This window comes from Streptomyces sp. BV286, assembly GCF_019090165.1.
Lineage (GTDB): Bacteria > Actinomycetota > Actinomycetes > Streptomycetales > Streptomycetaceae > Streptomyces.
Map to the genome: position 1 here is coordinate 1 of NZ_JAHRIB010000168.1, position 24,648 is coordinate 24,648.

Consider the following 24,648-nt stretch of genomic DNA (forward strand, 5'->3'; position numbering starts at 1 on the left):
CCGCAGACACGACGCGACGCCGCTACGCGGCGTTACCATCGCTTCGCGATGGGGCATTGCGCTCCGCGCAATGCGGCGGAACTCCGTTCCGCCTGTCCGGAGTCGCTCCGCGATCCGGACGGATCCGGCTGACGCCGGATCAACCCCGGTACAGGCCTGCTCCGCAGTCCCGTACCGGGTACTGACGCACCCTCCGGGCGCGTCAGAAAAGCGGCTGGCTACAGGGGGGTCAATGGTGTCTGGCTCGCCGGTTCGCCCGGTTTCGGATCAGGAGACTGGCGAAGAGCACGCTCAGGAGCGCTTGATAGAGAGCCTGTCCTATGGAGCCTTCCGCTATTCGCCACACCGTCAGGCTCAAGCACAGGACCAGCATCGGCCAGTACACCCAGGCCATCCAGCGGGCTCCCGGCTTCGTCCAGGCCGGCGGGTCGCGCCTTTCTGATGATCGGGTCACGGGTACACCTCCCGCTGTACGGGTGCCCGCATTCACCGTAGGCAGGCCGGAGTTCCCGGTCTCTTGTCAGATCCGGTCACCGCCGGACGGTTTCAGACACTTCCGTACAGACTTGGTGCGTCACTTTCAAGTGCGGCTTGGTTCTGGGATGATGACTAGGTTCCATTCCCTCCTACGAGGCTGCAAAATCGCCTGCACTGCCGGAATCAAAGAATTCGTCATTTTGGAGCCTGGATGGAATCTGGGTTAAGGGGAGACTGCCTCTCCGAATATCGAGAATGTGAGGTCTCGTGACTCAGATGGAATTGCGTCCGCATCAGGTTGAGGCGGTCGATAACGTCGTTCGCATTCTCGGTATGCCGCTCGGAGGGCGTATGCCTCCGGAAGGGCTGAGGACGCAGGTAATTGCCGCTACGGGATCCGGTAAAACCCTGATCGGAGCAGAGTCGGCGCATCGGCTTTCTGCCCGGCGTGTGCTGGTGTTGGTGCCGACGTTGGATCTGCTGACGCAGCTGGCCGGTGCGTGGCGTCGGGCGGGCAGGTCCGGGGCGATGGTCGGGGTGTGTTCCCTGCGGGCGGAGGAGAGTCAGGGGCTGCCGTGTACGACCGATCCTGACGAGTTGGTCGCGTGGGTGTCTGGGCTGGAGACCGTGACGGTGTTCGCCACGTATGCGGCGGTCGGGCTGGGCATCTTGCAGCGTGCGCATGCGGCTGGCTTGGGGGTGTGGAGCCTGATGGTCGTGGACGAGGCGCACCGGACGAGTGGGGATGGTCTGAAGCCGTGGGCGGCGGTGCATGACCAGGCGCAGCTTCCTGCGGAGCGTCGGCTGTATATGACGGCGACCGCGCGGGTGTGGGAGGCGGAGGGTGAGCGGCCGCGGTTGGTGGCGTCGATGGAGGACGGTTCGCCGGTGTTTGGTCCGGTGGCGTACAAGCTGACGCTGTCTGAGGCGATCGGTCGGGGCATCGTGGCGCCCTACCAGGTGCTGTGCCTCGATATCCGCGATCCCGACCTGTACGCGGCGCTGAGCACGGAGGCCACGGGTTCGGACGCCGTGCGTGGGGCCCGGCTGGCGGCCGTGCAAACGGGGCTGATGCGGGCGGCGGTTGAGGAGCGGTTTCGGCGGGTGCTGTCGTTCCACAGCCGGGTCAGTGAGGCGGAGGCGATGGCGGTGTCGGTGCCGGCGGTCGCGGCCCGGCTCGCCGAGGACGACCCGGACACCTACCCGCCTGCACACCAGGTGTGGGCGGACTGGCTGTACGGCGAACACGCACCTGGGCACCGGCGTCAGGTGCTCGATGAGTTCGCCTCTGATTTCCTCGGAGGTCCAGAATTCGACGGCCGGAATGTGCGTGCTGAATTGAGGGTTCTTCCTTCGGTTCGCATTTTGGGTGAAGGTGTCGATACCGCCGAATGTGACGCCGTGCTTTTTGCGGATGCGCGCGGCTCGATGGTCGATATCGTTCAGATGGTTGGGCGTGCTCTGCGGTTGAATCCGGATCACGGGAAACTCGCCACACTGATCGTTCCGGTGTTCCTCGGGCCGGGTGAGGATCCGAATGAGTTGCTCACTTCTGACGCTTATTCGATCTTGGGGAAGATCCTTGGCGCTCTGCGGGCGCACGATGCGGAGACGATCGACGCGCTCGCAGACCCTCGGCTGCGCAACAGCCGACCGGCCGCCGACGGCGACCGCGGCGAGGATGGGCTGCCGGACAGTGAGGACGACGGCCAGGGCGACGCCGGCCCGGAGGCGCAGCGGCTCTCGGAGCGGGCGGCGGGGGTGCTGCGGTTCAGCGAGGAGCGCGACCCGGCAGCGCTGACGCGGTTCGTGCAGTTGCGCGTCATCGACCCCGAGGGCGCCTACTGGCGGCGCGGCATCGAGGCTGCCACGCGGTGGCTGCGCGAGACCGGCAGCACGGAGCTGCGGGTGCCGTTCACGTACGTCACCCCGGAGGAGTGGGGGTCGGTCGGCTCGCATCCGCTGGGGGTCTGGGTGGCGGATCAGCGCCGGTACTACACGGCCGGGACGTTGGAGGCCTCGCGGGTGGCGGGGTTGGAGCGGCTGGGGATGGTGTGGTCGGTGCACGCGTCGGCGTGGGATGCCGGCCTCGAAGTCGCCCGCTCCTACGCGGCCGTCCACGGGCACTGCCTGCCGCCGGTAGGTGCGGTGTGGGGCAGCGGTGATAGTGGTGGTGCGGGGGCGATGGCTATCGGGGTGTGGGCCAAGAACCAGCGCGCAGCAGCCCGCAAGACGGCGGAGAACGCCGCACGACGCGCGGCCGGGGAAACGGGCATCCCGTATGCCGGGGAGCTGTCTGAGAGTCGTCAAGAGGCGCTGGCAGAGATTGATCCCGGGTGGTGTCCGGTGGCGTGGGAGGTTGGGTGGCAGCGCTGTTATCGGCTCGCCCTCGCCCATGTGAAGGCCGACGGCGCGCTTCCGGCCGGGGCGGGCGAGCTGGTCGTCCAGGGCGAAGACCTCGGAGCCTGGATCAGGGCGCAGCGGGCGGGGTGGGAGAAGCTGATGCCCGCGCAGCAGTACCTGCTGGAGACCCTCGGCATCGAGCCGCCTGCGGAGGGCGAGACGGTCGGGCCGGTGCGGCGGTCGCAGGAGGAGCGGTGGAACACCAACGTGGCTGCGGCTCGCCAGTTCCACGCACGCGAGGGGCATCTGCGCCCGGCACGCAAGCACCTGGAAGTGGTGGACGGTGAGCCGGTCAAGCTCGGGGCATGGCTCGACAACACCCGCAAGAGGGCCGCGAAGTTGAGTGCGGAGCGTCGTGCGCAGTTGGCCGGCCTCGGTCTGCAGTGGGCGGCGCAGGAGGGCAGCGCGTGATGTGGAGTGCTGCTGATGTGGCCCGCGCTGCGGTCCGGCGGCAGGGCGAGGCGCTGAGCGTTGAGCAGGTCGCGGACAAGGTCGCGGATGCGGAGCGGCGTGAGCGGGAGACCCGCCAGCATCTGGACTCCCCCGCCAGCGAGCGTGGCCCGTACGACGTCGACCCGGAGGACCTCGCGGAGCAGTGGGTGGGGCGGCATGCCGAATGGCGCCGCATCGCCGCTCTGATGGACGCTCAGGGCTGGCCCGCCTACAGCCCGGAACGGGACGTCCAGGGCAGTACGTGGGCGCGGGAGCGCGACGCACAGCGGAAGGGTGCCCTCGCCCGGCGTGCCGCATGGGAGAAGGAGCGGCAGGACGCCCGGGATGAGCTGAAGGCGCAGGTGTGGCTGTCTGCCGATGTGAGCCGCCGACTACGCGCCATCGCCGCCCGTACCGGTCTTGAGCCGGAGCAGGTTCTTGCCCAACTCGCCGACCAGGTCCGCATGGACGACGACGGCACCCTGACCGTCGACACCTTTACCCCACGCTGAGCGTTTCCCAACCGCACGCTGATGCGTGGTGAAGGACGAGGACGGCCTTTACCACGTTGTTGATTCGGTTGGTGCTGCTGCGGAGCCCGCGGGAGGCGTCCGTCCTTGAGAGTGAGCATGGCCCGCTCGCCGAACGAGCGGATCTCGGCGTGGGTGGCGTTGTGGCGGCGCTTCCATTCCCGTGACACACGGCCCTCTCCTGCGGGCTATCGCGGTCCTGGGAACCAGCCCGACGGCCCGGATCCGGGCCGTCGGGCTGGTTCCCAGGGGTCAGGTTGCTGAAGGTTCGTCGGCGATGAGGTCCAGAAGCTGGTCGGGGGTGAGAGTGGCAAGATCGACGGAGCGGTCTTCGCACACGAGCCGTGCCGCCGCCTGCTGAGCCGCGAGCTGTTGGGCGCGTTCGATGAGCTCGCTGGCACGGCGCCGTTTGTGGATACGGTCGGCGATGTCCGCGACCGCAAGCATGGCCGATGGAATGGACACGAGCAGGGACGTCACCGCGACGGGATCGACACCTTTGGGGTCCCGATCATTCGCCGGTTCCGCTGTCGGAGCTGGTTCGGGTTGGTATCCCCAGTTCGAGGTCAACGCGGCGACACTCTTCCCGGCGGCTTCGACATCCGCTCCGACAAACTCGATGATCATGATTCCTCTCTTTCGTCCTCAGTGAGCTTGAGTAGCTCATCAAGCTGGTCAATAACGTTCGTGAGACCGATCTTGGCGGCAGCGGCTCGGCTCGTCTGAAACACCTCTTGGGCCCGCTCGCCCTCACCCGCGGCCAGCAGAAACTGCCCCAAGACAGCCCCGACGACCGCGATGCCATCCGGCCGTTGAAGCTTCACAAAGAGCTGAAACGAGGTGATCAGCCTCGGTGCCGCCGCGGCGAAATCCTGGCGACTCAGATCGATTTGCGCAAGATTCCAGTTGGCTGCCGCGATGCCGTCCATGTCGCCGAGCTGCTCGTTGACTTCCAAGCGCTTGAGCTGCAGATCGAGGGCCTCCTCCACCTCACCCCGCTGCCGAAGAATGTCGGCAATCTGCCCCCAGGTGACCGCGGCCGAGCGGGTGTCACCGATCCGCTCGAACGCCGGCAGGGTGACCTCGCGGCGGATCCGCAACGCCTCCTCCACCTCACCCCGCTGCTGAAGAATGTTGGCGATCTGCCCCCAGGTGATCGCGACCTCGCGGGTGTCACCGATCCGCTCGAACGCCGGCAGTTCGACCTCGCGACGAATCCGCAACGCCTCCTCCACCTCACCCCGCTGCTCAAGAATGTCGGCGACCTGCCCCCAGGTGACCGCGACCGAGCGGGTGTCACCCATCCGCTCGAACGCCGGCAGTTCGACCTCGCGACGAATCCGCAACGCCTCCTCCACCTCACCCCGCTGCTCAAGAATGTCGGCGATCTGGCTCCAGGTGACCGCGACCGAGTGGGTGTCACCCATCCGCTCATACACCGGCAGTTCGACCTCGCGACGGATCCGCAACGCCTCCTCCACCTCACCCCGCCGCTGAAGAATGTCGGCGATCTGCCCCCAGGTGACCGCGACCTCGCGGGTGTCACCGATCCGCTCAAACTCCGGCAGGGCGACCTCGCGACGAATCCGCAACGCCTCCTCCACCTCACCCCGCCGCTGAAGAATGTCCGCGATCTGCCCCCAGGTGACCGCGACCTCGCGGGTGTCACCGATCCGCTCATACACCGGCAGTTCGACCTCGCGACGAATCCGCAACGCCTCCTCCACCTCACCCCGCCGCTGAAGGACGTCGGCGATCTTTCCCCAGGTGACCGCGACCTCGCGGGTGTCACCCATCCGCTCAAACTCCGGCAATTCGACCTCGCGACGAATCCGCAACGCCTCCTCCACCTCACCCCGCCGCTGAAGAATGTCGGCGATCTGGCTCCAGGTGATCGCGACCGAGTGGGTGTCACCGGCGTCGGTGAACAGTTGGCGGGCCTGGTGGAGCAGGTCCTCGGCCTGGTCGACCTCGCCCCGGGTGATCAGGCGGTAGGCGTGGTCGTAGAGGAGTGCGGCGTGGCCGGCCGGGTTGGTCTGCCGGTCGCTGGTCCGGGTCTGCTGGACGGCGCGGTGGAGCAGGGTGTCGGCGTGGTCGCCGTCGCCGCTGGTGACGGTCGCGTCGGCGACGGCCCGTAGCAGGGTGATGGAAACGTCGTGGTGGTGGCGGTCGAGGAGGGTGATTGCGTGGTGGCCGAGTTCGGCGGCGGTGGAGGCCGGGCCTTGCCGCAGGGCGGATACGGCTGCGGCGGCGCAGGTGGCGGTGATGGTCGGGTTGTCGGCGGCCAGGGCCAGTTGGGTCAGCTGCAGGTCCAGGTCGCTGTCGCGGGCGGGTTGGGGGGTGGCGCCGCCCCATTGGGTGTACAGCGGTTCGGCGGCCAGGGTGGCGAGGGCGGCTCGTTCGTCGGGGGTGAGGGGGGCCAGGCGTCCGGCTGCGAGGGCGTTGACGGCCAGGGCCGGGATGTCGGGGCGGTGCTGGTCGGGAAATGTGTCAAGGAGTCCGAGGCCGCACAGGCGGGATGCTGATCCGCCGACGGCGGCGGCGAGGACGTCGATGACGGGTTGCGGGACTGGGAGGGTGAACAGGGTGCAGGCCCGTAAGAGGTCGTGGTGGGTGGGCCCGGCTTGGTCGAGGAGGGTGTCGAGAGCGAGGTTCTCCAGGAAGGCGCCGATGTCGGAGTTGTCGGCGGGAAGGTCACCTTGGTGGAGGTAGGTCTCCATGTCTGTGACGGCGGCCTCGGCGCGGGCTTGGTCGACTTGGCTGCTGTAGACCAGGCGTAGCCCGATGAGGTCTTGCAGTCCGGGGTTGCCGCTGCTGACGTCCAGGGCCCGCTGGGCCAGGTCAGCGCGCTGGGTTCGGTACTCAGCGGGGGCGAGGTCTTGCTGGCGGCGTTGGAGCTTGCGCTGAGCCGCCGCTGACAGTGGCTGCAGCTGGACTGGTTCCAGCCGGGCCTCCAGCCCGTCGAGGGTGAAGGTGTAGCGGCTGGTGACCAGGAGTCGGCTGTCGGTGATGGCCGGGTCGAACGCACAGAGCACGTCGGCGAGCACGGCCGCGTGGCCGGGGTCGAGCCGGTGCGGGCCCTCCGGGTTGGTGGTCAGGATCTGTTCGAGATCGTCGATGATCAGCAGGAGGGGCTTGCGGACGTCGTCGAGTTCCTGGGCGCACGGTCTGGCCAGTAGATCGGTCAGGAGCGGTTTGAGGCGGTCAGGCTGTTGGAGGACCTCGGCGCGCCTGCTTTCGATGAGGGTGCGGGCGTCGGGGTTGGCGGCGACGGCGTCGGCGATGGCGTCGAGGATCGCCGTCGGGGTGTAGTCGCCGAATACGACCGCGATGGCCCGGTGGGGGTGACGGTCGGCGATCCGGGCGGCCAGGCTCGACTTGCCCAACCGGCCCTGCCCGTGGAGCAGGACCCCGGCCTTCTGTCCGCCGCGCAGGGCCCGCAGTGTGTGCTGCAGTTCCGGGCGGCGGCCGACGAACATGTCCGCGGCCGCGACCGGTAGTTGGTGCTTGCGGTCCAGGAACGTCTTGGTCGCCTGGTGCGGGGGGGCCATCTGGCGTTTGAGGTTTCCCGCGACCAGCGGGCCGCCGCCTGCCGGTCCCAGCCACAGCCGCGCCAGGTGCCAGTCGGCGCGCAGGCGTTCATCGGGGCATGTCAGCAGGTGGCGGCGGGCGTCGGCGACGGCCTCGGCCACCTCGACACGGCGGCTGAGCTGCTGGTACAGGCGTTCGGCGAATCGAGTACCGGCCTGGTCGCTGACCGAGCCGTCCCAGCCGATGACGGCGGGAATCCCGGCGGCCACCAGCCCGGTGGCCATCGAGTGCGCCACCGTCACGCCGGGCTCGGCTTCCGGGTCGCCGCGGTGGCCGGCGCCGGCGGGAACATGCCCGGTCACGTCGGCGCCGGTGGCGGTCAGACAGGCCGACACGAAGGCCAGCCGCGGCCGAGGAGTCAATAGGCTCACCAGCGCGTCCGCGCTCGTCGGACACCCGCCCCCGAGGTCATCTTCCATCAGCAGAACGGGCGTGGCGGGCCCGTCAGGCTCCGGGCGCCAGTTGTGCAGCCCGTGACACGACAGATGAACCACCGGCATTCCGCCGAGCTCGGACAGACGCAGGCCAAGATGCTCGGGATTGCCGGAGTCCTCGACAACGAGATCAAGGCTCGTCTGCCCGACGGCGTGGAGGATGGCCGTCTCCTCGGCCTCGAAGTCCAGCTCGTGCTGGCCCCGGGGTGCCGAGGCCATGAACGCCACCCCGAGCCGGTGCCCGTCCAGGGCCGGGGCCGGGTTCGGGTGACCGAGCCGGCGCGCCACGGCGAACAGCTTCGGCGCCTCGGCGAGGAACCCGCCCCCGGGGGCGGCCAGCAGCTCGTACGGGGCGCGCAGCAGCGCCCACGCCGCCGCGGACGGCCTCGCCGGCGCCCGGACCTCAAACACCATCGGCGCCGACGCCTCATCGAGCAGCCGCGTCAACTGGCCGAGATCACCGTCGAGCCACCGATACAACTCGCGTCCCACCGCGAGCAGCGCCTGCTCCTTGGAGCCGTAACGCACCGCATCCACATACCGGCCGGCGACGGCCTTGAGCAGGTCAACGTCCCTGGCCTGCAACATCCGACGGGAACCGACCTGCCGGTCGTCAACGACCAGTTCAAACGAGGTGGCGTCCACAACCAGCCCAGTAACCATGCGTCATCTTATCGTTGCGGAACGCCATCGAGGGCCCGTATGGCGGTCACCCATCCGATGCGGTCCGTTCCGCGGTTGATGCCTCGTCCACCAACCGGAGGGTCGGGCCGCCGCCCGACCGAGCCATCACGCCCACCCGACGGCATCATCTGCAGTCAACGCCTGCCAGCGGAAGGACAACGCCCCCTGCGAACAGCGGCGGACCCTTCGACAACCAGTCAGCTCTGCCGCTGGCGCGGGTCAACCGCATCGGGGAACTGGTAGCCCACGACGCCCAGCTCGCCACCATGCCCGTCGCTGCCGATCAGCAAGCCGATGGGGCGGATGTGTCCCCGGCGGATAGACCGCTCGAGACCAGAGACGCGAGGTGGTCCCTCAGTTCTGCGAGGAAGGGAACGTAGGCGTCCGCTCCGGGCAGTTGTGTGGCCTTATGGGTGCTGGTGATAGCGATGACGGTGCAGCCGGCCGCCTTGCCAGCGGCGATCCCTGCGGGGGCGTCCTCGACGACGACGCAGCGGTCGGCCGCGATCCCCAGCCGCGTTGCCGCCAGTTGGTAGGCGGCCGGGTGAGGCTTGGCATAAAGGACGTCCTCGCCGTAGATCTGAACCTCAGGAAGGGGAAGACCGGCCCGTTCGAACCGCTCATGAACCGGCAGACGGCTGCCGGATGTCACGATCGCCCATGCCCCAGGCCGCAGGGCACGGAGAAGAGGACGGGCGCCTTCCATGGGCGGGAAGGCATCCCCCTCCCGGCGCATCAGGGCGTTGAGGACTTCCCGCTCTGCCGCGGGGTCCAGATCAGGGGCGACGTCCCGGACCGTGTCCTCCGGACGCTGGCCGAATGTCCGCCCGCACACCGTCCCCGCGTCCAGGCCCCGCAGATCTGCCCAGGCATTCCAGATGCGTTGATGAGCGGAAGCCGAATCGAGCAGAACACCGTCGACGTCGAGCAGCACAGCAGCAAATGTCATGGCGGCCACGATCTCAGGGCGGGTGACCGAATTGCGGGTTCACGGTCGGGTGACGGTGCCAGCTGAGCGCTCAGGCGACGGGCCGGTCGGCGTCGCAGGCCGGACACGGCTCGATCCACGCCCCGGTCCCCCACGGGCCGTGCCAGAGCAGCATGAGGTCCCCCTTGACCGGGTGATGGTCCGATACCGGCTGCCCGGGCGCTCCCCGAACAGGGCCTGGCGCAGCATCATGGGCTGCTGCTGGAGGTCGGTGCGGCACGTTGGGCAGTGACGGCCGTCTTCCGGTAGCGCGTTGTCGGAGAGGTGGCTTTGTCCACGGGAATGGGCAGCACCTGTTCATCCAACGGTGGACCGGACGCCGAGGGGGTGGTCAGGTATTTCGACCTCAACGGTCGGAGACGCGGGAGCCCCTGCTCCTCTGTCGGGCTGCCTGCTGTGAACAGAATGCGGCCATGATGATGCTCCCGGTCAGTGCTGAACAGGTGGCCGCTGCCATCGATGCTCGAAGCCGCAGCGGCGTTGCGTTGGTCGCGATCGACGGTATGGGTGGCTCCGGTAAAACGACCTTGGCGATGACCCTCGTGGAGTTGCGTGGCGCCGCGGTGGTGCATGGTGACGACTTCTACCGCCCCATGGATGCCAAGGAGCGTGCCCATCTGGATCCCGAGGAGGGCTACCACCGTTACTTCGACTGGCAGCGGCTGCGCGAGGAAGTACTCCTTCCGCTCACAACCGGCCGCGATGCTGTCTACCGGCGCTACGACTGGATCACGGGCGACCTGGCCCCGGGCGAACTCCACAGAGTCTCCGCCTCCAGCATTGTTGTCGTGGAGGGCGTCTACACGGCCCGACCCGAGCTTGCCGACTACTACGACCTGCTTGTCTACGTCGACACCCCGCGTAAGAAATCCTTGCGCCGTCTCCGAGAGCGCGGCGACGACCACGGCCCCATCGACTGGGAGTCTCGCTGGCGTCTGGCAGAAGAGCACTACCTGGCCGCCACCCGCCCCGAGAAACGGGCTCACCTCGTGGTCACCGGGCACTGACCACTCCCGGCCGGGGGCGGGTAGTTTGGCGCCGGGGTCCGTGCCGCGTTGACGGAACCGGCACGGGCCCCTCCCTCGTCGTCATGCAGCGGGGTACAGACGCGCCCCTCGCGCCATATGCGCGGGTCGGGCCGCTGCCGGTGCACCAGGACGTGCCCCTCCGACTCCGGCAGATCGGCCGACCGCGCGTAGCGCTGCCGGGCGCCGCCGGGGCCAAACCACTCCTGCCAGAGCCGGCGCAGGGTGTCGTAGCTGGGCACCTTCGTCTCGGGCCCGAACTCCTCGCGGACGTACTGGCGGATCATGCGGTCCTTGGTCCGCATCGACACCTTCGCCATCCGCTTCGTCTCCTCGCGGACCGCTAGGACCGCCTCCCGCACCGGCTCGGAAACCGTGCGTGTTCCGCCGCTCCGGCGCAGCCACCGGTCGTCCGCGCAGCCCACCAGCCCGAACCGGCGGCGGGCGTTCTCCCACCGGATCAGCGTGCGGTAGCCAACCGAGCCCAAACCGAGCAGCTTCGCGTGCTGCGGATCCAGAGCCGCGAGCTCCGCCACCTTCGCGTACCGGCGCTCGGTGAGCGTCCTCCTCGCCGGGTCGTACTCGGCTCTCGGCTCACCCGGGCCCGGGTGGAAAGGGTCACCGGGGCGGAACCCGGTCGCCACTTCCAGCAGGTGGGCCATCCGCAGCTCGGTCAGCTCCAGCCGCCAGCCTTCAGGTCCTCGGACGCCTTGCGCTGGCGGCCCCGGTCGGCCCCCGCCGCCGCCGTCCGCGACGACGGTCGGCACTGCGGATGGTTGGCCAGGAACCTGAAGGTCATCCGCTCGCGGATGCCGTCGTCCTTCACCAACTGCACCCGGCCCAGGTGCGGTTCGCGCCGCTCGACCGTCCACTCCGTCCCGTCCAGCACCAGCCCCGCGCCGGGGGAAAGGTCCAGCACTGCCGCCGCGGTCACCGGCCCACCTCCCCGGCGGGCATCACGAGAGAGCGGTCCCCAAGCGGGGCGGCCAGGTCGACGCCCAGCCGCCGGGACCACAGCAGGTGCAGCAGCTGGGCCCGGGCGACCGGCTCGCAGCCCGTTCGCCGCCGCGAGCTCACCGAACCTCAGCCGGCGCCGCGACGCCATCGCGTCCAGTCCTGCGAAGGCGTGCTCGCGCCAGCGGGCGGCCACCACGTAGCGCCAGCCGCAGGCGACGGCGACCTCGGCGGCCGCGGCGAAGGACTCCCGGTCCGACTCCTTGATCAAAGGCTCGGGGCGTACGTCGATCAGCCAGACGCCGCGGCGGGTCACCGCGAGGTAGTCAGGGGTGTGGGCGCGACGCTTCCCGCAGGTGGCGAAGGAGATCTTCAGCGGCTGCGAGACGACGTCGACCACGTCGCCCGCGAAGTCCAGGGCCAGCAGCACCCGGCTCTCCTCCAGGCTCTCAGCGCCGTGGTGCCGGCCGGTACTGGTCAGGAACTGCAGGCCAGGACGGTGCTTCTGGTCCCGGCACCAGGTGAAGTGCCGCATCGGGTCGCTCGTGAGCACCGGCTCCTGTACGAGATCGTGCACCGAGCACGACGCATCGTCCCCACCGGCCCGCCACGAGACCGCCCACCGTCTCGTCCAGCTGTCACCCAGATCCAGGCCGGACCTGCCCGCATCGACGTCCGTCGACACGAAAAGATCCTCCCAACTGCACTGATGCGACCAGACGGACCCGGCGTCAGCAGCTTCGACTACCCTTCCCGCCCCAGCACGTGTAGCGGCCATGGGCCCGTGGAAGCGCCGTGGAGAACCTCAGGCTCCCGATCTTCGTTTCTGGTGACAGAAAGACTGCTGAATGAACGCCTGGAACAAGTCGGACGCCTCGTGTGTGACACCCAGGCTGACTCGACCATCCCCATTCGCCAGCTCAGCCGGTGCCGTAACGAGCTTCGGCTCATGACTCGGGTCACCATCGTGCGCGCAGCACGCCGTCACTGTCGGGTAGAACGGCTTGGAGCAGTGGACTGCGTTCGTCGGTGTAGAGGGACAGGGCGCAGGCCGCTCGCGCGTCGGCTACCAGGGCAGCGAGCTCCTGGTACTGGGTCTCATCGACGGTCACGTCTCTGATCGTTCCGTCCTTCGTCTCCCAGACGAACTCGATGTGCCATTCGGACGGCAGTGCGGTCAGGACCGCGCCGACGTCGGGTTGCAGGTCGGGCCAGACGGTCAGCAGGGCGCGCGGGCCGAGACCGGCGCGCACCGTGTTGAGGTTTTCCGTGGTGAGACGGTGCCAGCGTGTGGCGTTGACGATGTGGGTTTCCTCCAGGAGCAGGCCTTGTCGCGTCGCCAGCTCGGTGCGTACCGACGCCCAGAAGCCTTCGTCGGCGGCTTCTGTCACCTCTGGTTCCGCGGCGTAGGGGGAAGCCACCAGCGGTTCCGCGAAGAGGCCGAGTTGCCCCGTACGGGCCACGGCGTCCGTGCAGGGTGTCGCTGCCCACGTACACGTACTGGTCCCATCCGACGTGCACGGTAAAGACGTCTCCCACCTCCAGCCGACACCAGGCGCCCTGCTCACGGAGCATGACGCGGATCAGCTCCAGGGCCACCGCCAAGGAGACCTCGGCTCCGTCGTGGTAACCGGTGAGGTCAGCCGGGAAGAGACCGCTAAGACCGTGCCCCTCCACCGCCGGCTGGGCACCGAAGTGGACGAGCCCGGTGACGGAGGGCTCACGAATCTGCAGCCGGTCAATGCCCGCAGCTTCCGCGAACGCGGAGATCGCCTCCAGATACGCGGCCTCGACTGGCCCGTGGTCACTGACTGCCTCCTCCGCACCCCGGTAGCTGCCGTGCTCGTCACGGTCGGCGGGGTCGTACTTCGTGATCCGGTGAACGAAGGCAGGCGGCACGCTACTCCTAGACAAGGTGGAAGGTAGCGCCAGCGTAGGTCCCGAGCCGAACTTGCAGTTCCCAGTTCCGCTGCACAGCCCGACAGATCTTTCTGGTGACAGAAAGACTGCCGAATGAGCGCCTGTGACAAGTCGGATGCCTCGTGTGTGACAACAAGGCTGCCTCGGTCGTCCCCATTCACCAGCTCAGCCGGTCCCGCTGGTGACAACTCCTGAGCTTCGGCTCAGAGGTAGCCCGCTCGTACGCGGCCGTCCACGGGCATTTCCTCCCGCCTACCGGTGCCGTGTGGGGCAGCGGCGACGGTGCTGTTGGGGGCGGTGCCGGCTCGATGGCTATCGGGGTGTGGGCGAAGAACCAGCGCGCGGCGGCTCGCAAGACGGCGGAGAATGCCGCGCGGCGCGCGGCCGGAGAAGAGGGCGTCTCCTACGCCGGAGAGCTGTCAGAGGCACGGCAGGAGGCCTTGGCGGAGATCGATCCAGGGTGGGCCCCGGCGTGGGACGTTTCTTGGCAGCGCAGTTACCGGCTCGCCCTCGCCCACGTGAAGGCCGGCGGCGTCTTTCCGACCGGGGTGGGCGAGCTGGTCGTCCAGGGCGAGGACCTCGGAGCCTGGGCCGGCGCGCAGCGGGTGGGCTGGGACAGGCTGATGCCCGCGCAGCAGTACCTGCTGGAGACCCTCGGCATCGAACCCGCGGCTGAAGGCGAGGCGGTCGGGCCGGTGCTGCGGTCGCAGGAGGAGCGGTGGAACACCAACCTCGCCGCTGCCCGCCAGTTCCACGCACGCGAGGGCCACCTGCGGCCGGCCCGCAAGCACGTCGAAAACGTGAATGGGGAGTTGATCAAGCTCGGGGCGTTCCTGGACAACACCCGAAAAAGGGTCGGGAGATTGAGCCCGGAACGCCGTGGGCAGTTGGCCGGCTTCGGTCTGCAGTGGGCGGCGCAGGAGGGAAGCGCGTGATGTGGAGTGCCGTGGATGTGGCCAGGGCTACGGTCCGGCGCCAGTGCGAAGGGCTGAGCGCGGCGCAGGTCGCGGACAAGGTCACGGAAGCGGAGCGGCGGGAGCGGGAGACCCGCCAGCAGCTGGGCTCCCCCGCCGTCGACCGCGGCCCGTACGACGGTGACCCGGAGGACCTCGCGGAGCAGTGGGTGGCGCGGCATGCCGAATGGCGCCGCATCGCAGCCCTGATGGACGACCACGGCTGGCCCGCCTACAGCCCGGAGCAGGACGTGCAGGGCAGTGCGTGGGCGCGGGAGCGCGATGCGCAGCGGGAGGGTGCTCTCGCGCGTCGTGCCGCGTGGCAGAGGGAGCGGCAGGATGCGCGGGATGAGCTGAAGGCGCAGGTGTGGCTGTCTGCCGATGTGAGCCGCCGACTACGCGCGATTGCCGCCCGTACCGGTCTTGAGCCGGAGCAGGTTCTTGCCCAGCTCGCCGACCGGGTCCGCATGAACGTCGACGGCGCCCTGACGGTCGACACCTTCACCCCCCGCTGAATGCTGCTTCTGAACCCCGGGAACATGCGGGCTCAGCGGCCTGGTCGCAGACGGACTGAGGGCCAAGGAGATGGCTATCTCCTTGAGATCGATCAAGCTCCTCTCTCGTGGTGAATTCGGCACGGCGGAGGTTCCGAGTTCAGGAGAAGACCCGTGACGAAGATCTGGTCATTCGCTTACGAAGCCCACTTCCGGGCGGGCGAATTGGTGACGACCGAGTCCGGGGCCGTCGGCGCTGCCACGGAGGGGGAGGCCCTCGCAGCCATCGGTCGCGACCGGAACGATGGCCGGACGCTGATCAAGGTCACCAAGCTGACTCAGATCGACCCGGACAAGTTCGCGTACCTCGACTGAGCCACACCCGTCCCAAAGCCTTACGACTTCCGTTCGGGGAACGGCCACGGTGACCGTTCCCCGAACGTCTGCGCAAAGCCCCCAACTCGGGCTAGCGAGCCTTGACCTGCTGATTCAGAGTTCAGAAACAGGTACTGAGGACGAAGACGAGGTCCGGGAGGCGATCAGAGGGCTGCGTGCCGTGTTCTACGGTCCTGCCCCGCAGCAAAGGATCACGAGCGTAGCTACAGGCCGGGGCGCGGCCCGTAGATTTCCCTGAGGCGCGTGGCGATCGCGTCCTGAGCCTCTCCCAGACTCACCTGAGCCTTCACCGTCGAATCGAGGGTGGCTGAAGGAGGAGCCGGGTCGATGGCCATGCCGTTGGCGTCGGCACTCGCCTGGAGCACCTTGCGCCGGATGTCGTTGTCAAGGACGAGCTTTGTCAGGCTGGCGAGCTGGCGATTTACCTCAGACAGTTCCCTACCGGGCGCCTCTGGCGAGTCTCCTGATGTGCGCATCACGCGAAACATGAGTGCCGCCGTGTTCGCCTTGCGGAGTACGTCGTAGACCTCTTCGAGGTGAGTCAGTTCGAACGACTCCCGGCGTTCCAGCCGTACGTGGTCTCGCTCCAGCTGGCGGAGCCGTTCCTCACGACGGAGTGCTGCTGTCTCTCGACGCTCTTCACTTCGTTGGTTCAGCCATGCGCCGAGGATCAGCGTGATGACTGGAAGTACTGCGGTGACGGTCCACTTCAAGTCCACGCCGCGGAGCGTACTCAACGCCTCCCCCGGCGCGGGATCTCGGTCGTGGTCCTGGTCGGACGCGGCGCGGTCTTCACACAGCCGGGAGCGGCGGGTCCGGGGCGGCCGGTGGCGAGCGGGGATACCAGAGGCAGTGCGGTCATTGACCCTATGTCGGTTCACGAAAAAGCAGCTCACAGCTATGTCGGGTTACGAACTAGGGTAGCATGGAGGCATGGATGTTCAGATCACGCGCAATGTCGCCCGCGTACTGCGGGTGTTCACGGAAGACGCAGGGTCCCCGCACTTCGGCATGGAGCTGATGAAGTCGCTGCACATGTCGAGCGGCACCCTGTACCCGATCCTCATCCGCCTGTCCAAGGCCGGATGGATCGATGCCCATGACGAGGACGTCGACCCCAGCACCGTGGGCCGGCCTGCTCGCCGCTACTACACGATCACCGGCGAGCAGGCACAGGCTGCCCGCCTCGAACTCGCCCGGTTCAGCGCGGAGATCAGCCCGACTCAGAGCCGGCTGGCCTGGAAACCGAACTCCGGCACGGCCAACAGCACCGGAGGCCCGTGATGAGCGTCGGCACGTTCATCGGCGGTTCAACGCTGATGGCAGCAACTCACGGCACGACCGGCACGTTCCTCGGAGAAGATTTAGTCGGCTGGCGGACTGCCCTGATCGCTGCGGCCATCGCCGCCCTCGCCTACGAGGCGATCCTGGCACTCCTGCGCAAGCTCAGGCCCGGGGCGCGTTTCATGACACTACGTCTGCCGTTCGTAGTGCTGTGGCTCGCCCGGCTCACTGTGTCGCCCGCAGCGTGGGCTGAGCTGCATGGCCCGCTGAAGGCCGACTTGTGGGACGTCCTCGAAGACGACGAACGCGGAACTCTCCGCCGCTTCTGCGCCGGGATGGCCTTCTCCTCGGCCCTGGCCTTCGGCGGCGCGTCCCGCACCGCTCGCGCGCTCGAACTCTCGCCCGCCCAACCAGCACGCACCCGTCCGGCACCCTCGCACCCGAAAGTAGCAATGACGAGGCGGCGCCGCCGTATCGGGATAGGGGCAGCTGTCATTTCTGCTCTCGCCGGTCTGAACGGGCCCGCGCTGTACCGGTTTGTGACGAATGAGAATCCGAGCGGGGAGACCGGTACCGCCGCGTTCCTAGCGGTCGTAGGTGTGTTGTCCATCGTCTGTCTGTCAGCGGCCATCGCATGGAGGGTGACCCGCGTCGGCCGCACCAAGCGATAAAAGGGCCGCGGTTCGGAAGGCCGCGGCGTAGCTCCACAACACGTCCCGTCTACGGCGGCAGCAACGCCGAAGGCGGGACGCTTCGACGTCTCGGGCCGGGCAAGCCGATGTCCGGGACGATCAAGCGCCGTAGGGGCCTATTCGCCGAGCAGGCGAGGGACAGCTGACCGACGGGCGCGCGGGTCCGTCAGCTGGAGTGACGGCCAGTAGGCGGTCAGCGGCGCCTTCGGCCGTGGCCAGGCAGGCCAGCCGGGATTGCGTACACGCTCGAACCGCCGTTGCTGGGGGCCGACTCTGCCCGCCACCCCTGGGCCGGCGCGGGAGGCACCATGCGCAGCAGGCCATTCACGATGGGGCGGGAAGTGGCCGGAGTCCCTATCGGCTCTCCGGACAGCGGGCAGCGCTCCCCCTCCGGCATGAGATGCTGGGCGAGGGTGTCCTTGTGGGTGATCCGGGCCCAGGTGCCGCACGCGCACTCGTAGCTGTTCGTCAGCTCTTTGCCGGTCACCACCACTTGCCCGGATTTCGGGCAGACGCCCGGGCGATCCGGCGTGAGGTGTTCGTAAAGGTGACCGTTACGCAGGCTCGCCTTCGCCAATACACCGCACTCGGGGCAGATGACCGTCTTCGTTGGGGCCAAATCGCGTCTCGGCATGTCGTCACCCTTCGCTCGGCCTCCTCCTGCCTTCGCCGTCAACTGGCCGCATGGCAAGCGCCGTTGGGTTATCCCCTGCCCGGTTGCCGCCCACACCTGCGCGCGTGCAGGCGCTGTGCCTTCGTGGTTTCACTCGCGCCACTCATTCCCGGCACACTCGACACACCAGCGCGTGGACGAGGAGCAGGCGATGCCCAAGAAGAGCGACACCGAAAATCCGCACGGCTACGCCCCGGAGACGAACACGGTCCGGGGCAATCAGCACGATCTGGCCCGGCTGCTGCTGTCGGCGAACGGGCCACCAGCCAGGCACAGCGCGCCTTCGCCCTCGCCTTCACCGACCCCGTGGTCGCCGACGATGAACTCGCCCTCGCCTTCCACCACGCCGTCCGCAGCACCGACGCCCAGGTGGCCGCCGCGATCGCCCGCCTGTAGGAGAACACCCGCGGCAGCGACTACCCCTACTACCGCGACATCGCCCACTTCATGGCCGGTCTGCCAACTGGGGTGGCATTGACCGCACGGTGGGTCGACGGCGAACCTGCCGCCCGCCGGCGGTGGCACGCTCTCGTCACGGCCCGGAGGGATCAGCCAGGCACACGGGGGTGAGGTCAGATCCGCCAGGAGCGGATGCGGTCGGCCGCGTCGTACCCGTCGGCACGGCCAGTGTCGATGTCGCGGGCAAGGTCGATCAGCGCGCCGTACGGCGGGTCCACGGTCTCGCCCGCCGCGTTCATGTACGCCGTGACGATCGCCGCGCCGTACAGGGCGTTGCGGGCCGGGAGGGGTCGCAGCCGGATGATGGCGTGCATCAGGGCCGCCGCACGCCAGGCGTTGTCGACGGCGACGCCGACCTGGGGGGGTGTTGACCCGGTGGCGGGCGTCCAGCTGGCGGGCGACGGCTTGGTGGCCTTTGATGCCGTGGGCACCGTACTTGCCGAACTCGATGTTCCGCTCAGGCATTCGCTCTAGGTGGAACTTGTTCCACCTAGAGCGGTCGTAGGCGGACCTGCAACCATGGCTTGAACGAACGCAGCCACTACCTCCGCACGCTGCTCCTCACTCAGCCCGGACTCCGCGATGATGCGCTCAGCAGCCAGGTATCGAGAGAACTCCAACGGCTGGTCGAAGTAGGCCCGCAGATGAGAGGCTGCAGCCCGCTGCGATGACACAAACGTCCGACTCACGTATCCAGACAAGGCAGCCGACACCGCCCCCAGACTGCCAGCCACTACTGCGCCCGCTGTTGTACTCGCGTATAGGGCAACCATCGCGAACACCGCCAGCAACGCGAAGCCGAGCCCCATCGCCACCTGAGCATTGCGAAACGACCGCCGCGCCTGCCCAAGCGCGACTTCGTGGTAGAGATCAAGACGGGTATGCGTCACCGCCCACAACTCCGGCAGTGCTAAGCCCTCACCCCGAACCCTCTGCACCGGCTCGGCATCTTGTGCGTCCTGCGATCGTGTAGTGATCAGCCCCGAACGCAGCGCCTCCTCAAAAACTGCTTCGGCGTCCCGAACGCGCTGACGACTTACGGCCTCAGTGCCCGCAGGTAGGGACGTTACATACGTTCCTAGTACGCCGGCGCCCACGAAGAGGGCGGACACGGCCATGAGTTGGATCCGTCCATCGCTCCTATTGAGGGCGTCCGCGAAGCCCCACGTCCCGACGAGGCAAAGGGCTATGGACCCGAGGTACATCAGGCGACGTCCCCGCGCAGAAAGCTCGGCTCTTGAGTCAGCCGCTGAGTTGTCATCAGCCATAGCTGATCAGCGTGGCTGTCAAAACCGAACCCGTCCACCTAAACGGCCAACTCCGCTGTCACGACTGCTGTTCCGCCAACTCTCCAACAGCAGCCCCACAGCTCTACTCCGCCCTGTACGCGGTCCACCGGCTAACTTGATCTTTAACGTCCGGCGTCGAATGGTGCGTCGAACTTGATCACCCGGTTCGGTAACTGCCGTACACGGAAGCGGCCTTCGGCTGAACATGTGCTCCGACCAAGGAACACACACATTCAGCACGAAGGCCGTGAGGATGAGTCTGCTGCATCACGACGCCCGATCGGATGCATTGGCGCAACTGTCATGCTTCCGGGGCGAGTTCTACGCCTGTCTGACCGCTCGTTCGGACGCGTTGTTCAAGCTGGCCGATGCCGTTCTGTGCGGGGACGGGCCGGTGAGGTCGCTGGCCGAGCTGTCGCTGGTGGGTGAATACCGCCGCGGCCATGGAGGGCTCTACGCGGCTGTGGCCCGTGGGCGCATCGATGCCGGCCGGCTGCGGCGGGCACTGGCCGAAGTCCCACTGCCACGCTCTGCCGACGGCCGCCTCGTCCTGGCCGTCGACGTCACCTGCTGGCTGCGGCCCGACGCCCACACCTCACCACAGCGGATCCTGTGCCACACCTACGGCCGAGGCAAGGACCAGCACATCCCCGTCCCCGGCTGGCCCTACTCGATCGTCTGCGCGCTCGAGCCGGGCCGCAGCTCATGGACCGCACCGCTGGACGCTCTGCGTCTGGCCCCCGGGGACGACACCGCCACCGTCACCGCCCGGCAGCTGCGCGAGCTGCTTCAGCGACTGATCACCGCGGGGCAATGGCAGAGGGGTGACCCTGACATCCTCATTGTCGCGGACGCCGGACACGACGCGCCCCGACTCGGCTTCCTCCTCAAAGACCTGCCCGTGCAGGTGCTGGCCCGGATGCGATCCGACCGAGTCCTGCGCAGGGCTGTCCCACCCAGGCTGCCGCACACCCAGGGCCGACCGCCCCGGCACGGCGTCGAGTTCGTCTTCGGGCAGCCCGACACCTGGGGCACCCCGGACACCGAAACCGCCACCGACACGCGCCTCTACGGCCAAGCCACGGCCCGCTCATGGAACCGGCTCCACCCCAAGCTGACCCACCGCTCCTCCTGGGCAGCCGCCGACGGCACCCTCCCGATCGTCGAGGGAACAGTGATCCGCCTGGACATCGACCACCTGCCCAGCGGAGCAACCCCCAAGCCGGTCTGGCTGTGGTGGTCCGGCACCGATGCCACACCGGCGGACGCCGACCGTCTCTGGCAGGCATACCTGCGACGCTTCGACATCGAGCACACCTTCCGCCTGTTCAAACAGACCCTCGGCTGGACCTCCCCGAAGATCCGCACCCCCGAGGCGGCAGACCGGTGGACCTGGCTGATCCTCGCCGCCTACACCCAACTGCGCCTCGCCCGCCCGCTGGCAGCCGACCTGCGTCGGCCCTGGGAGAGACCAACCTCGCCGGACAGGCTCACCCCGGCCCGAGTCCGCCGCGACTTTCGGCACATCCGCCCACAAGCCGCCTGTCCGGCCCAAGCACCGAAACACTCCCGCCCCGGCCCCGGACGGCCACCGGGCCGAAAGAACACCCGGCCCACACCCCGCCACGACGTGCACACACCCCGCAAAACACCATCGGCGAAGCAGCGAACGAAGAAGTCAACCACCCCACGACCCCGCCGCACGGGTTAAAGATCAAGCTAAGGCTTGTCCCGTAACGATCTTGGGGTCGGTGGCGGCGGGCTCGGTCGGGGTGCCGCCCCTTCGCCTATCCGGCGAGGGCGAGGTTGTGCAGTCGGGCGATGCCGAGCATGGCGTGATGGACGCCGTCGCCTTTGAGGCGGCAGTCGCGCAGGATTTTCCAGCCCTTCATGCGGGCGAAGGAGTGCTCGACGCGGGCCCGGACCTGCTTGTGGGAGCGGTTGTGTTCCGCTTTCCAGGCCGGGAGTTCTTCACTCTTGCCTCGGCGGTGCGGGATGACCAGACCGGTGCCTTGGTAGCCGCCGTCGGCGATGGTCATCGTTCTGCCGACGGCGGCCTTGGCGCCGGATTCTTCCCAGCCGCGGGAGTCGTGCCGGTTGCCGGGCAGGCGCCGGCCGACCACGACGACCAGGTGAGTGTCGGCGTCGATGACCACCTGATGGGCCGTGGAATAGCGGTAGTTCTTCGACTGCTCGGCAACCGTGTGGTCGCGGGTGGGCACGAGGGTGCCGTCCACGATCAGCACGGTGTCCTTGCGGAACCGCTTGCGCGGCTGCAGCGCGAGCAACGGTCCGAGGTGACCGATGACCCGGTCCGCCGCGGACTTCGAAATGCCGAACAACGGAGCAATCTGGCGCATCGTCAAGTTCGTTCGCCAGTAGGCCGTGACAAGCAGGATGCGATCCTCGAGCGGGAGCCCCCAGGGCCGCCCACGCTGGAGCTCGGTAGCGGTTTCGCGCCGCACGGCGGTCACCAGCTTGCCGAAGCAGCGCGGGCTCAGCCCGGTGAAAGGGCCTATCCAGGACGGCGCCGACGCCGTGATCAGTGCAGTCACATCAGGATCGTTCCACCTGGAGCCGACCGGGATGGGCACGGGTCAAGTACAGAGCCCCAAGTGCCGGTCCAGCTGACTGCGCAGACGCGCAGAAGCCCCACGCAGAGTCCCGAGTTCTCGCACTTCTGCCGGCGCCACTTCCGTCCGTCCCGCCAGCGCAAGCACAGCGGCATAGGGTCGTTCGCCTTCGGCGAGCTTCGCCGCCACGGCGTCACGGACGGCTCGCAGCACGGTGTGGTCCGCGCTCGGATGTTCCGCCAGCAGGCGAAGGAGCCTGTTGTCGTTCCAGGCGCTGTCTTGGGCCGTGCTCAGTTCCAGCAGAGTGCCAGGCGCCGTGGAGGGATTGGCGGCCAGCGCCTGCCAGACGAAGGGGTACGGACACCGCGCGAGTCGATGCAGAACGGCGCTGTCGCTCTCGGCATGCGCCAGTTCGAGGTAGTCGGCAGGGGTGTGCACGGACATGGCCCCTCAGGATCGTCGGGCCGATCATCCTGCCATCAGGACTCGATCACCCATGTGCGGGGCTCTGATCCCAACCGGCTCGAAGATCACTTACGGGACAGCCCCTGAGGCACGCAGATGGCCGCCCCCTGGACAGGGGGCGGCCGAGTCGTTCGGCGTGATGACCTCAGTGGCGAGTCATCCACCATGCGTACAGCAGGAAGACGGCGAGGGCTCCAGCCTTGAAAGGCGGCTCCTTGCGCGAGGACTTCCACAGCACCCACCGGTTGCGGCGCACTGCGTGCGCTACCACGCTGATACGAGACCGCAGTTGCCTGATCCAACCTCGGAACCTGCAGGTGGCGGTGCGATCTGCCCACGCGCGAGCATCCGTGACGGCGGTAGCACGGCACCCGACCCGCAAACGGCACTTGTGGAAGGCCCGGGCATCACGCCGCAATCTGGCGGGCCGGTTCAACGTCATCGGCGAAGCGCAGGTTCTTGGCAGTGACGGGACGATCCAGTTCTCCTCTCTCAACGCATCCGGCTTGAGACATCCGTTGGTCCTAGTACTGCAACGGTGCTTGTTCTGATTGATGGGCAGTTGTCAGGGGCTGTGTCCGCGTCTTTTGTAGTGGCTGGTGCGGGCTTGGTGCTGGCGTCGGCGTCGCCAGTGTGACCAGTGCAGGATGTGGTCGACCGGGGTGGGTCGGCGGTCGGTGAGGCGGGTGATCAGGCGTCTGATCTCGGCGAGGCTGAGGTGGATGAGCTGGGAGGATCCGTTTCTGCTTTGTCCGTGTCCAGCTGGCGGGCCCGCAGGACGGTCAGGCAGGCGTGGGCGGCCATGGCCAGGGTCATGTGGCGGTGCCAGCCGGGGTAGCGGCGGACTTGGTAGTCGTCCAGGCCGCATTCCTGCTTCGCGGTCTGGAAGCACTCCTCCACGGCCCACCGACTGCCCGCGATGCGGATCAGGTCGTCGAGGGTGGTCTCCGCGGGGCAGTAGGCGATGTAGTAGGAGATCTCCTCCGGGCGGCTGACGCTGCGGCGGGCGATCACCCAGTGCCGGCGGTCGGGTCGGTGCCAAGGGCGGACCTCGACGCGGGCCCAGTCGTAGATCCGCTGTCCATGGGCACCTTGGCCGCAGGAGCGGCGCTTCCACTTCTGCCGTGCAAGGCCGGGGAACAAGTCATGGACGGGATGGTCGAGGGCCCAGCGGGTGACGACGGTGTCGTGCCGGGTGGTGGCCATGACGTGGAAGACGTCCGCCTGCTCCAACTCGAAGCGCCAGCCCTTGCTGAAGCCATAGGCGGCATCCGCCGTCACCCACCCGAACGGAATCTTCTCCGCGATCGCCCGGCGGACCATCGCCTTGGCCATGGCCACCTTCGTCTCGAAGGCGACGCTGTCGTCGATGCCTGCCCGTCGGCACCGCTCCCGGTCGTCCGTCCATGACGTGGGCAGATACAAGCGGCGGTCGATCAGCGTGCGCCCGCGCCCAGTGGCGTAGGCGAGGAACACACCGACCTGGCAGTTCTCGGTACGGCCCGCGGTGCCGGAGTACTGCCTTTGCACGCCGGCCGAACGGACGCCCTTCTTGAGGAAGCCGGTGTCATCGACGACCAGGACGGCATCCCGGTCTCCGAGATGTTCTACGACGTACTCGCGCACGTCGTCCAGGACCTCGTCGGCGTCCCACTCGATCCGGTTCAGCAACCGGTGGATGCGATCGGGGCCCGCGTGCCCGGCCTCCTCCGCCAGCGTCCAGCCGTTCTTGCGCTCCAGCGGCGCAACCAATCCCCTCATGTATGCGAGCGCCGAATCCCGCGGCTCCGACCGGCTGAACCGGTGCACGAACCGCCCGTGCACAGCGTCCAGTTCACTCGCCCACAACCTGACATCAGCAAGGTCCCCACCCATAACCTCACCAACGACTGACCTGGCCAGCAGTCACGGCAAGCACCGTTGCAGTACTAG

General features: G+C 68.0%; 21 protein-coding genes and 1 pseudogene. 9 read left to right on the forward strand and 13 right to left on the reverse strand.

The genetic code is table 11. The annotated features are described in order from the left end of the window. The first annotated feature begins 753 nt into the window (after positions 1 to 753). Positions 754 to 3,291 carry a DEAD/DEAH box helicase gene (locus KUF83_RS30570; protein WP_217458250.1) on the forward strand — a complete coding sequence of 846 codons (2,538 nt, stop codon included), beginning with the start codon at positions 754 to 756 and terminating at the stop codon, positions 3,289 to 3,291. Between the two features lie 17 nt (positions 3,292 to 3,308). Next, positions 3,309 to 3,824 (forward strand): hypothetical protein, encoded by a 516-nt coding sequence (locus KUF83_RS30575; protein ID WP_308403207.1) that lies wholly within the window; start codon positions 3,309 to 3,311, stop codon positions 3,822 to 3,824. A 270-nt stretch (positions 3,825 to 4,094) separates the two neighbouring features. Here KUF83_RS30575 and KUF83_RS30580 read toward each other — a convergent pair whose 3' ends face one another. The 3 genes from KUF83_RS30580 to KUF83_RS30590 form a co-directional block, all read right to left on the reverse strand. Then, positions 4,095 to 4,469, reverse strand: a complete 375-nt coding sequence (locus KUF83_RS30580) for a hypothetical protein (RefSeq protein WP_217458238.1) — start codon at positions 4,467 to 4,469, stop codon at positions 4,095 to 4,097. Then, the gene (locus tag KUF83_RS42665) at positions 4,466 to 8,455 is read right to left on the reverse strand and encodes a CHAT domain-containing protein (protein WP_302828563.1); all 3,990 of its coding nucleotides are present in this window, start codon (positions 8,453 to 8,455) and stop codon (positions 4,466 to 4,468) included. Before KUF83_RS42665 ends, KUF83_RS30580 begins: the two co-directional genes overlap by 4 nt. 379 nt (positions 8,456 to 8,834) lie before the next feature. Beyond that, positions 8,835 to 9,485, reverse strand: a complete 651-nt coding sequence (locus KUF83_RS30590) for an HAD-IA family hydrolase (protein WP_308403208.1) — start codon at positions 9,483 to 9,485, stop codon at positions 8,835 to 8,837. Positions 9,486 to 9,952: 467 nt separating this feature from the next. On the opposite strand from KUF83_RS30590, the gene KUF83_RS30595 reads away from it, so the two are divergent. Next, complete coding sequence (locus tag KUF83_RS30595; RefSeq protein ID WP_217458240.1) at positions 9,953 to 10,546, forward strand: uridine kinase; 594 nt, start codon at positions 9,953 to 9,955, stop codon at positions 10,544 to 10,546. Here the strand turns inward: KUF83_RS30595 and KUF83_RS30600 are convergent. From KUF83_RS30600 to KUF83_RS42175, 3 genes are all read right to left on the reverse strand, one after another. Continuing rightward, positions 10,522 to 11,226 (reverse strand): hypothetical protein, encoded by a 705-nt coding sequence (locus KUF83_RS30600; RefSeq protein ID WP_254644617.1) that lies wholly within the window; start codon positions 11,224 to 11,226, stop codon positions 10,522 to 10,524. The two genes, KUF83_RS30595 and KUF83_RS30600, sit on opposite strands and share 25 nt — an antisense overlap. A gap of 11 nt (positions 11,227 to 11,237) precedes the next feature. Beyond that, positions 11,238 to 12,203, reverse strand: a complete 966-nt coding sequence (locus KUF83_RS30605; RefSeq protein ID WP_254644618.1) for a hypothetical protein — start codon at positions 12,201 to 12,203, stop codon at positions 11,238 to 11,240. 274 nt (positions 12,204 to 12,477) lie between these two features. Next, positions 12,478 to 12,909 (reverse strand): hypothetical protein, encoded by a 432-nt coding sequence (locus KUF83_RS42175; protein ID WP_254644619.1) that lies wholly within the window; start codon positions 12,907 to 12,909, stop codon positions 12,478 to 12,480. Between the two features lie 837 nt (positions 12,910 to 13,746). Between KUF83_RS42175 and KUF83_RS30615 the strand changes: the two genes are divergently transcribed. The 3 genes from KUF83_RS30615 (at position 13,747) to KUF83_RS30625 (ending at position 15,260) form a co-directional block, all read left to right on the forward strand. After that, positions 13,747 to 14,373, forward strand: coding sequence for a helicase associated domain-containing protein (locus KUF83_RS30615; RefSeq protein WP_254644620.1), 627 nt, complete (start codon positions 13,747 to 13,749; stop codon positions 14,371 to 14,373). Beyond that, on the forward strand, positions 14,373 to 14,906 hold the full coding sequence (locus KUF83_RS30620) for a hypothetical protein (protein WP_217458241.1): 534 nt from the start codon (positions 14,373 to 14,375) through the stop codon (positions 14,904 to 14,906). Before KUF83_RS30615 ends, KUF83_RS30620 begins: the two co-directional genes overlap by 1 nt. 153 nt (positions 14,907 to 15,059) lie before the next feature. After that, positions 15,060 to 15,260: a hypothetical protein gene (locus KUF83_RS30625; RefSeq protein WP_217458242.1), complete on the forward strand. Its 201-nt coding sequence runs from the start codon at positions 15,060 to 15,062 to the stop codon at positions 15,258 to 15,260. 224 nt (positions 15,261 to 15,484) lie between these two features. On the opposite strand, the gene KUF83_RS30630 is transcribed toward KUF83_RS30625, so the two are convergent. Beyond that, complete coding sequence (locus KUF83_RS30630; RefSeq protein WP_217458243.1) at positions 15,485 to 16,000, reverse strand: hypothetical protein; 516 nt, start codon at positions 15,998 to 16,000, stop codon at positions 15,485 to 15,487. A gap of 214 nt (positions 16,001 to 16,214) precedes the next feature. On the opposite strand from KUF83_RS30630, the gene KUF83_RS30635 reads away from it, so the two are divergent. Then, positions 16,215 to 16,565 carry a PadR family transcriptional regulator gene (locus tag KUF83_RS30635; protein ID WP_217458244.1) on the forward strand — a complete coding sequence of 117 codons (351 nt, stop codon included), beginning with the start codon at positions 16,215 to 16,217 and terminating at the stop codon, positions 16,563 to 16,565. After that, positions 16,565 to 17,236, forward strand: a complete 672-nt coding sequence (locus KUF83_RS30640; RefSeq protein ID WP_217458245.1) for a hypothetical protein — start codon at positions 16,565 to 16,567, stop codon at positions 17,234 to 17,236. Before KUF83_RS30635 ends, KUF83_RS30640 begins: the two co-directional genes overlap by 1 nt. A gap of 1,266 nt (positions 17,237 to 18,502) precedes the next feature. Here the strand turns inward: KUF83_RS30640 and KUF83_RS43060 are convergent. Further along, positions 18,503 to 18,773 (reverse strand): annotated as a pseudogene (locus tag KUF83_RS43060) (toxin Doc); the annotation flags it as partial. Positions 18,774 to 18,859: 86 nt separating this feature from the next. After that, positions 18,860 to 19,657, reverse strand: coding sequence for a hypothetical protein (locus tag KUF83_RS30650; RefSeq protein ID WP_217458246.1), 798 nt, complete (start codon positions 19,655 to 19,657; stop codon positions 18,860 to 18,862). Positions 19,658 to 19,931: 274 nt separating this feature from the next. Here KUF83_RS30650 and KUF83_RS30655 point away from each other — a divergent pair, with 274 nt between their 5' ends. After that, the gene (locus KUF83_RS30655) at positions 19,932 to 21,389 is read left to right on the forward strand and encodes an NF041680 family putative transposase (protein WP_217458247.1); all 1,458 of its coding nucleotides are present in this window, start codon (positions 19,932 to 19,934) and stop codon (positions 21,387 to 21,389) included. Between the two features lie 76 nt (positions 21,390 to 21,465). On the opposite strand, the gene KUF83_RS30660 is transcribed toward KUF83_RS30655, so the two are convergent. From KUF83_RS30660 to KUF83_RS30670, 4 genes are all read right to left on the reverse strand, one after another. After that, positions 21,466 to 22,233, reverse strand: coding sequence for a transposase (locus tag KUF83_RS30660; protein ID WP_217458248.1), 768 nt, complete (start codon positions 22,231 to 22,233; stop codon positions 21,466 to 21,468). A gap of 42 nt (positions 22,234 to 22,275) precedes the next feature. Further along, a complete protein-coding gene (locus KUF83_RS30665) occupies positions 22,276 to 22,695 on the reverse strand; it encodes a hypothetical protein (protein WP_254644621.1) in 420 nt (139 codons plus the stop codon). Positions 22,696 to 22,861: 166 nt separating this feature from the next. Next, positions 22,862 to 22,987 carry a hypothetical protein gene (locus tag KUF83_RS42675; protein WP_302828564.1) on the reverse strand — a complete coding sequence of 42 codons (126 nt, stop codon included), beginning with the start codon at positions 22,985 to 22,987 and terminating at the stop codon, positions 22,862 to 22,864. A 419-nt stretch (positions 22,988 to 23,406) separates the two neighbouring features. Then, positions 23,407 to 24,591, reverse strand: a complete 1,185-nt coding sequence (locus KUF83_RS30670; protein WP_217458249.1) for an IS701 family transposase — start codon at positions 24,589 to 24,591, stop codon at positions 23,407 to 23,409. Positions 24,592 to 24,648 lie beyond the last annotated feature (57 nt).

Bases quoted from the DNA above. Each gene is read 5' to 3' on its own strand.
- KUF83_RS30615 (WP_254644620.1), top strand. From the start codon at position 13,747: ATGGCTATCGGGGTGTGGGCGAAGAACCAGCGCGCGGCGGCTCGCAAG.
- KUF83_RS30650 (WP_217458246.1), bottom strand. From the start codon at position 19,657: ATGGCTGATGACAACTCAGCGGCTGACTCAAGAGCCGAGCTTTCTGCG.
- KUF83_RS30570 (WP_217458250.1), top strand. From the start codon at position 754: ATGGAATTGCGTCCGCATCAGGTTGAGGCGGTCGATAACGTCGTTCGC.
- KUF83_RS30640 (WP_217458245.1), top strand. From the start codon at position 16,565: ATGAGCGTCGGCACGTTCATCGGCGGTTCAACGCTGATGGCAGCAACT.
- KUF83_RS30580 (WP_217458238.1), bottom strand. From the start codon at position 4,469: ATGATCATCGAGTTTGTCGGAGCGGATGTCGAAGCCGCCGGGAAGAGT.
- KUF83_RS30655 (WP_217458247.1), top strand. From the start codon at position 19,932: ATGAGTCTGCTGCATCACGACGCCCGATCGGATGCATTGGCGCAACTG.
- KUF83_RS42665 (WP_302828563.1), bottom strand. From the start codon at position 8,455: ATGTTGCAGGCCAGGGACGTTGACCTGCTCAAGGCCGTCGCCGGCCGG.
- KUF83_RS30595 (WP_217458240.1), top strand. From the start codon at position 9,953: ATGATGATGCTCCCGGTCAGTGCTGAACAGGTGGCCGCTGCCATCGAT.
- KUF83_RS30665 (WP_254644621.1), bottom strand. From the start codon at position 22,695: ATGTCCGTGCACACCCCTGCCGACTACCTCGAACTGGCGCATGCCGAG.
- KUF83_RS30600 (WP_254644617.1), bottom strand. From the start codon at position 11,226: ATGGCCCACCTGCTGGAAGTGGCGACCGGGTTCCGCCCCGGTGACCCT.
- KUF83_RS30635 (WP_217458244.1), top strand. From the start codon at position 16,215: ATGGATGTTCAGATCACGCGCAATGTCGCCCGCGTACTGCGGGTGTTC.
- KUF83_RS30620 (WP_217458241.1), top strand. From the start codon at position 14,373: ATGTGGAGTGCCGTGGATGTGGCCAGGGCTACGGTCCGGCGCCAGTGC.
- KUF83_RS30670 (WP_217458249.1), bottom strand. From the start codon at position 24,591: ATGGGTGGGGACCTTGCTGATGTCAGGTTGTGGGCGAGTGAACTGGAC.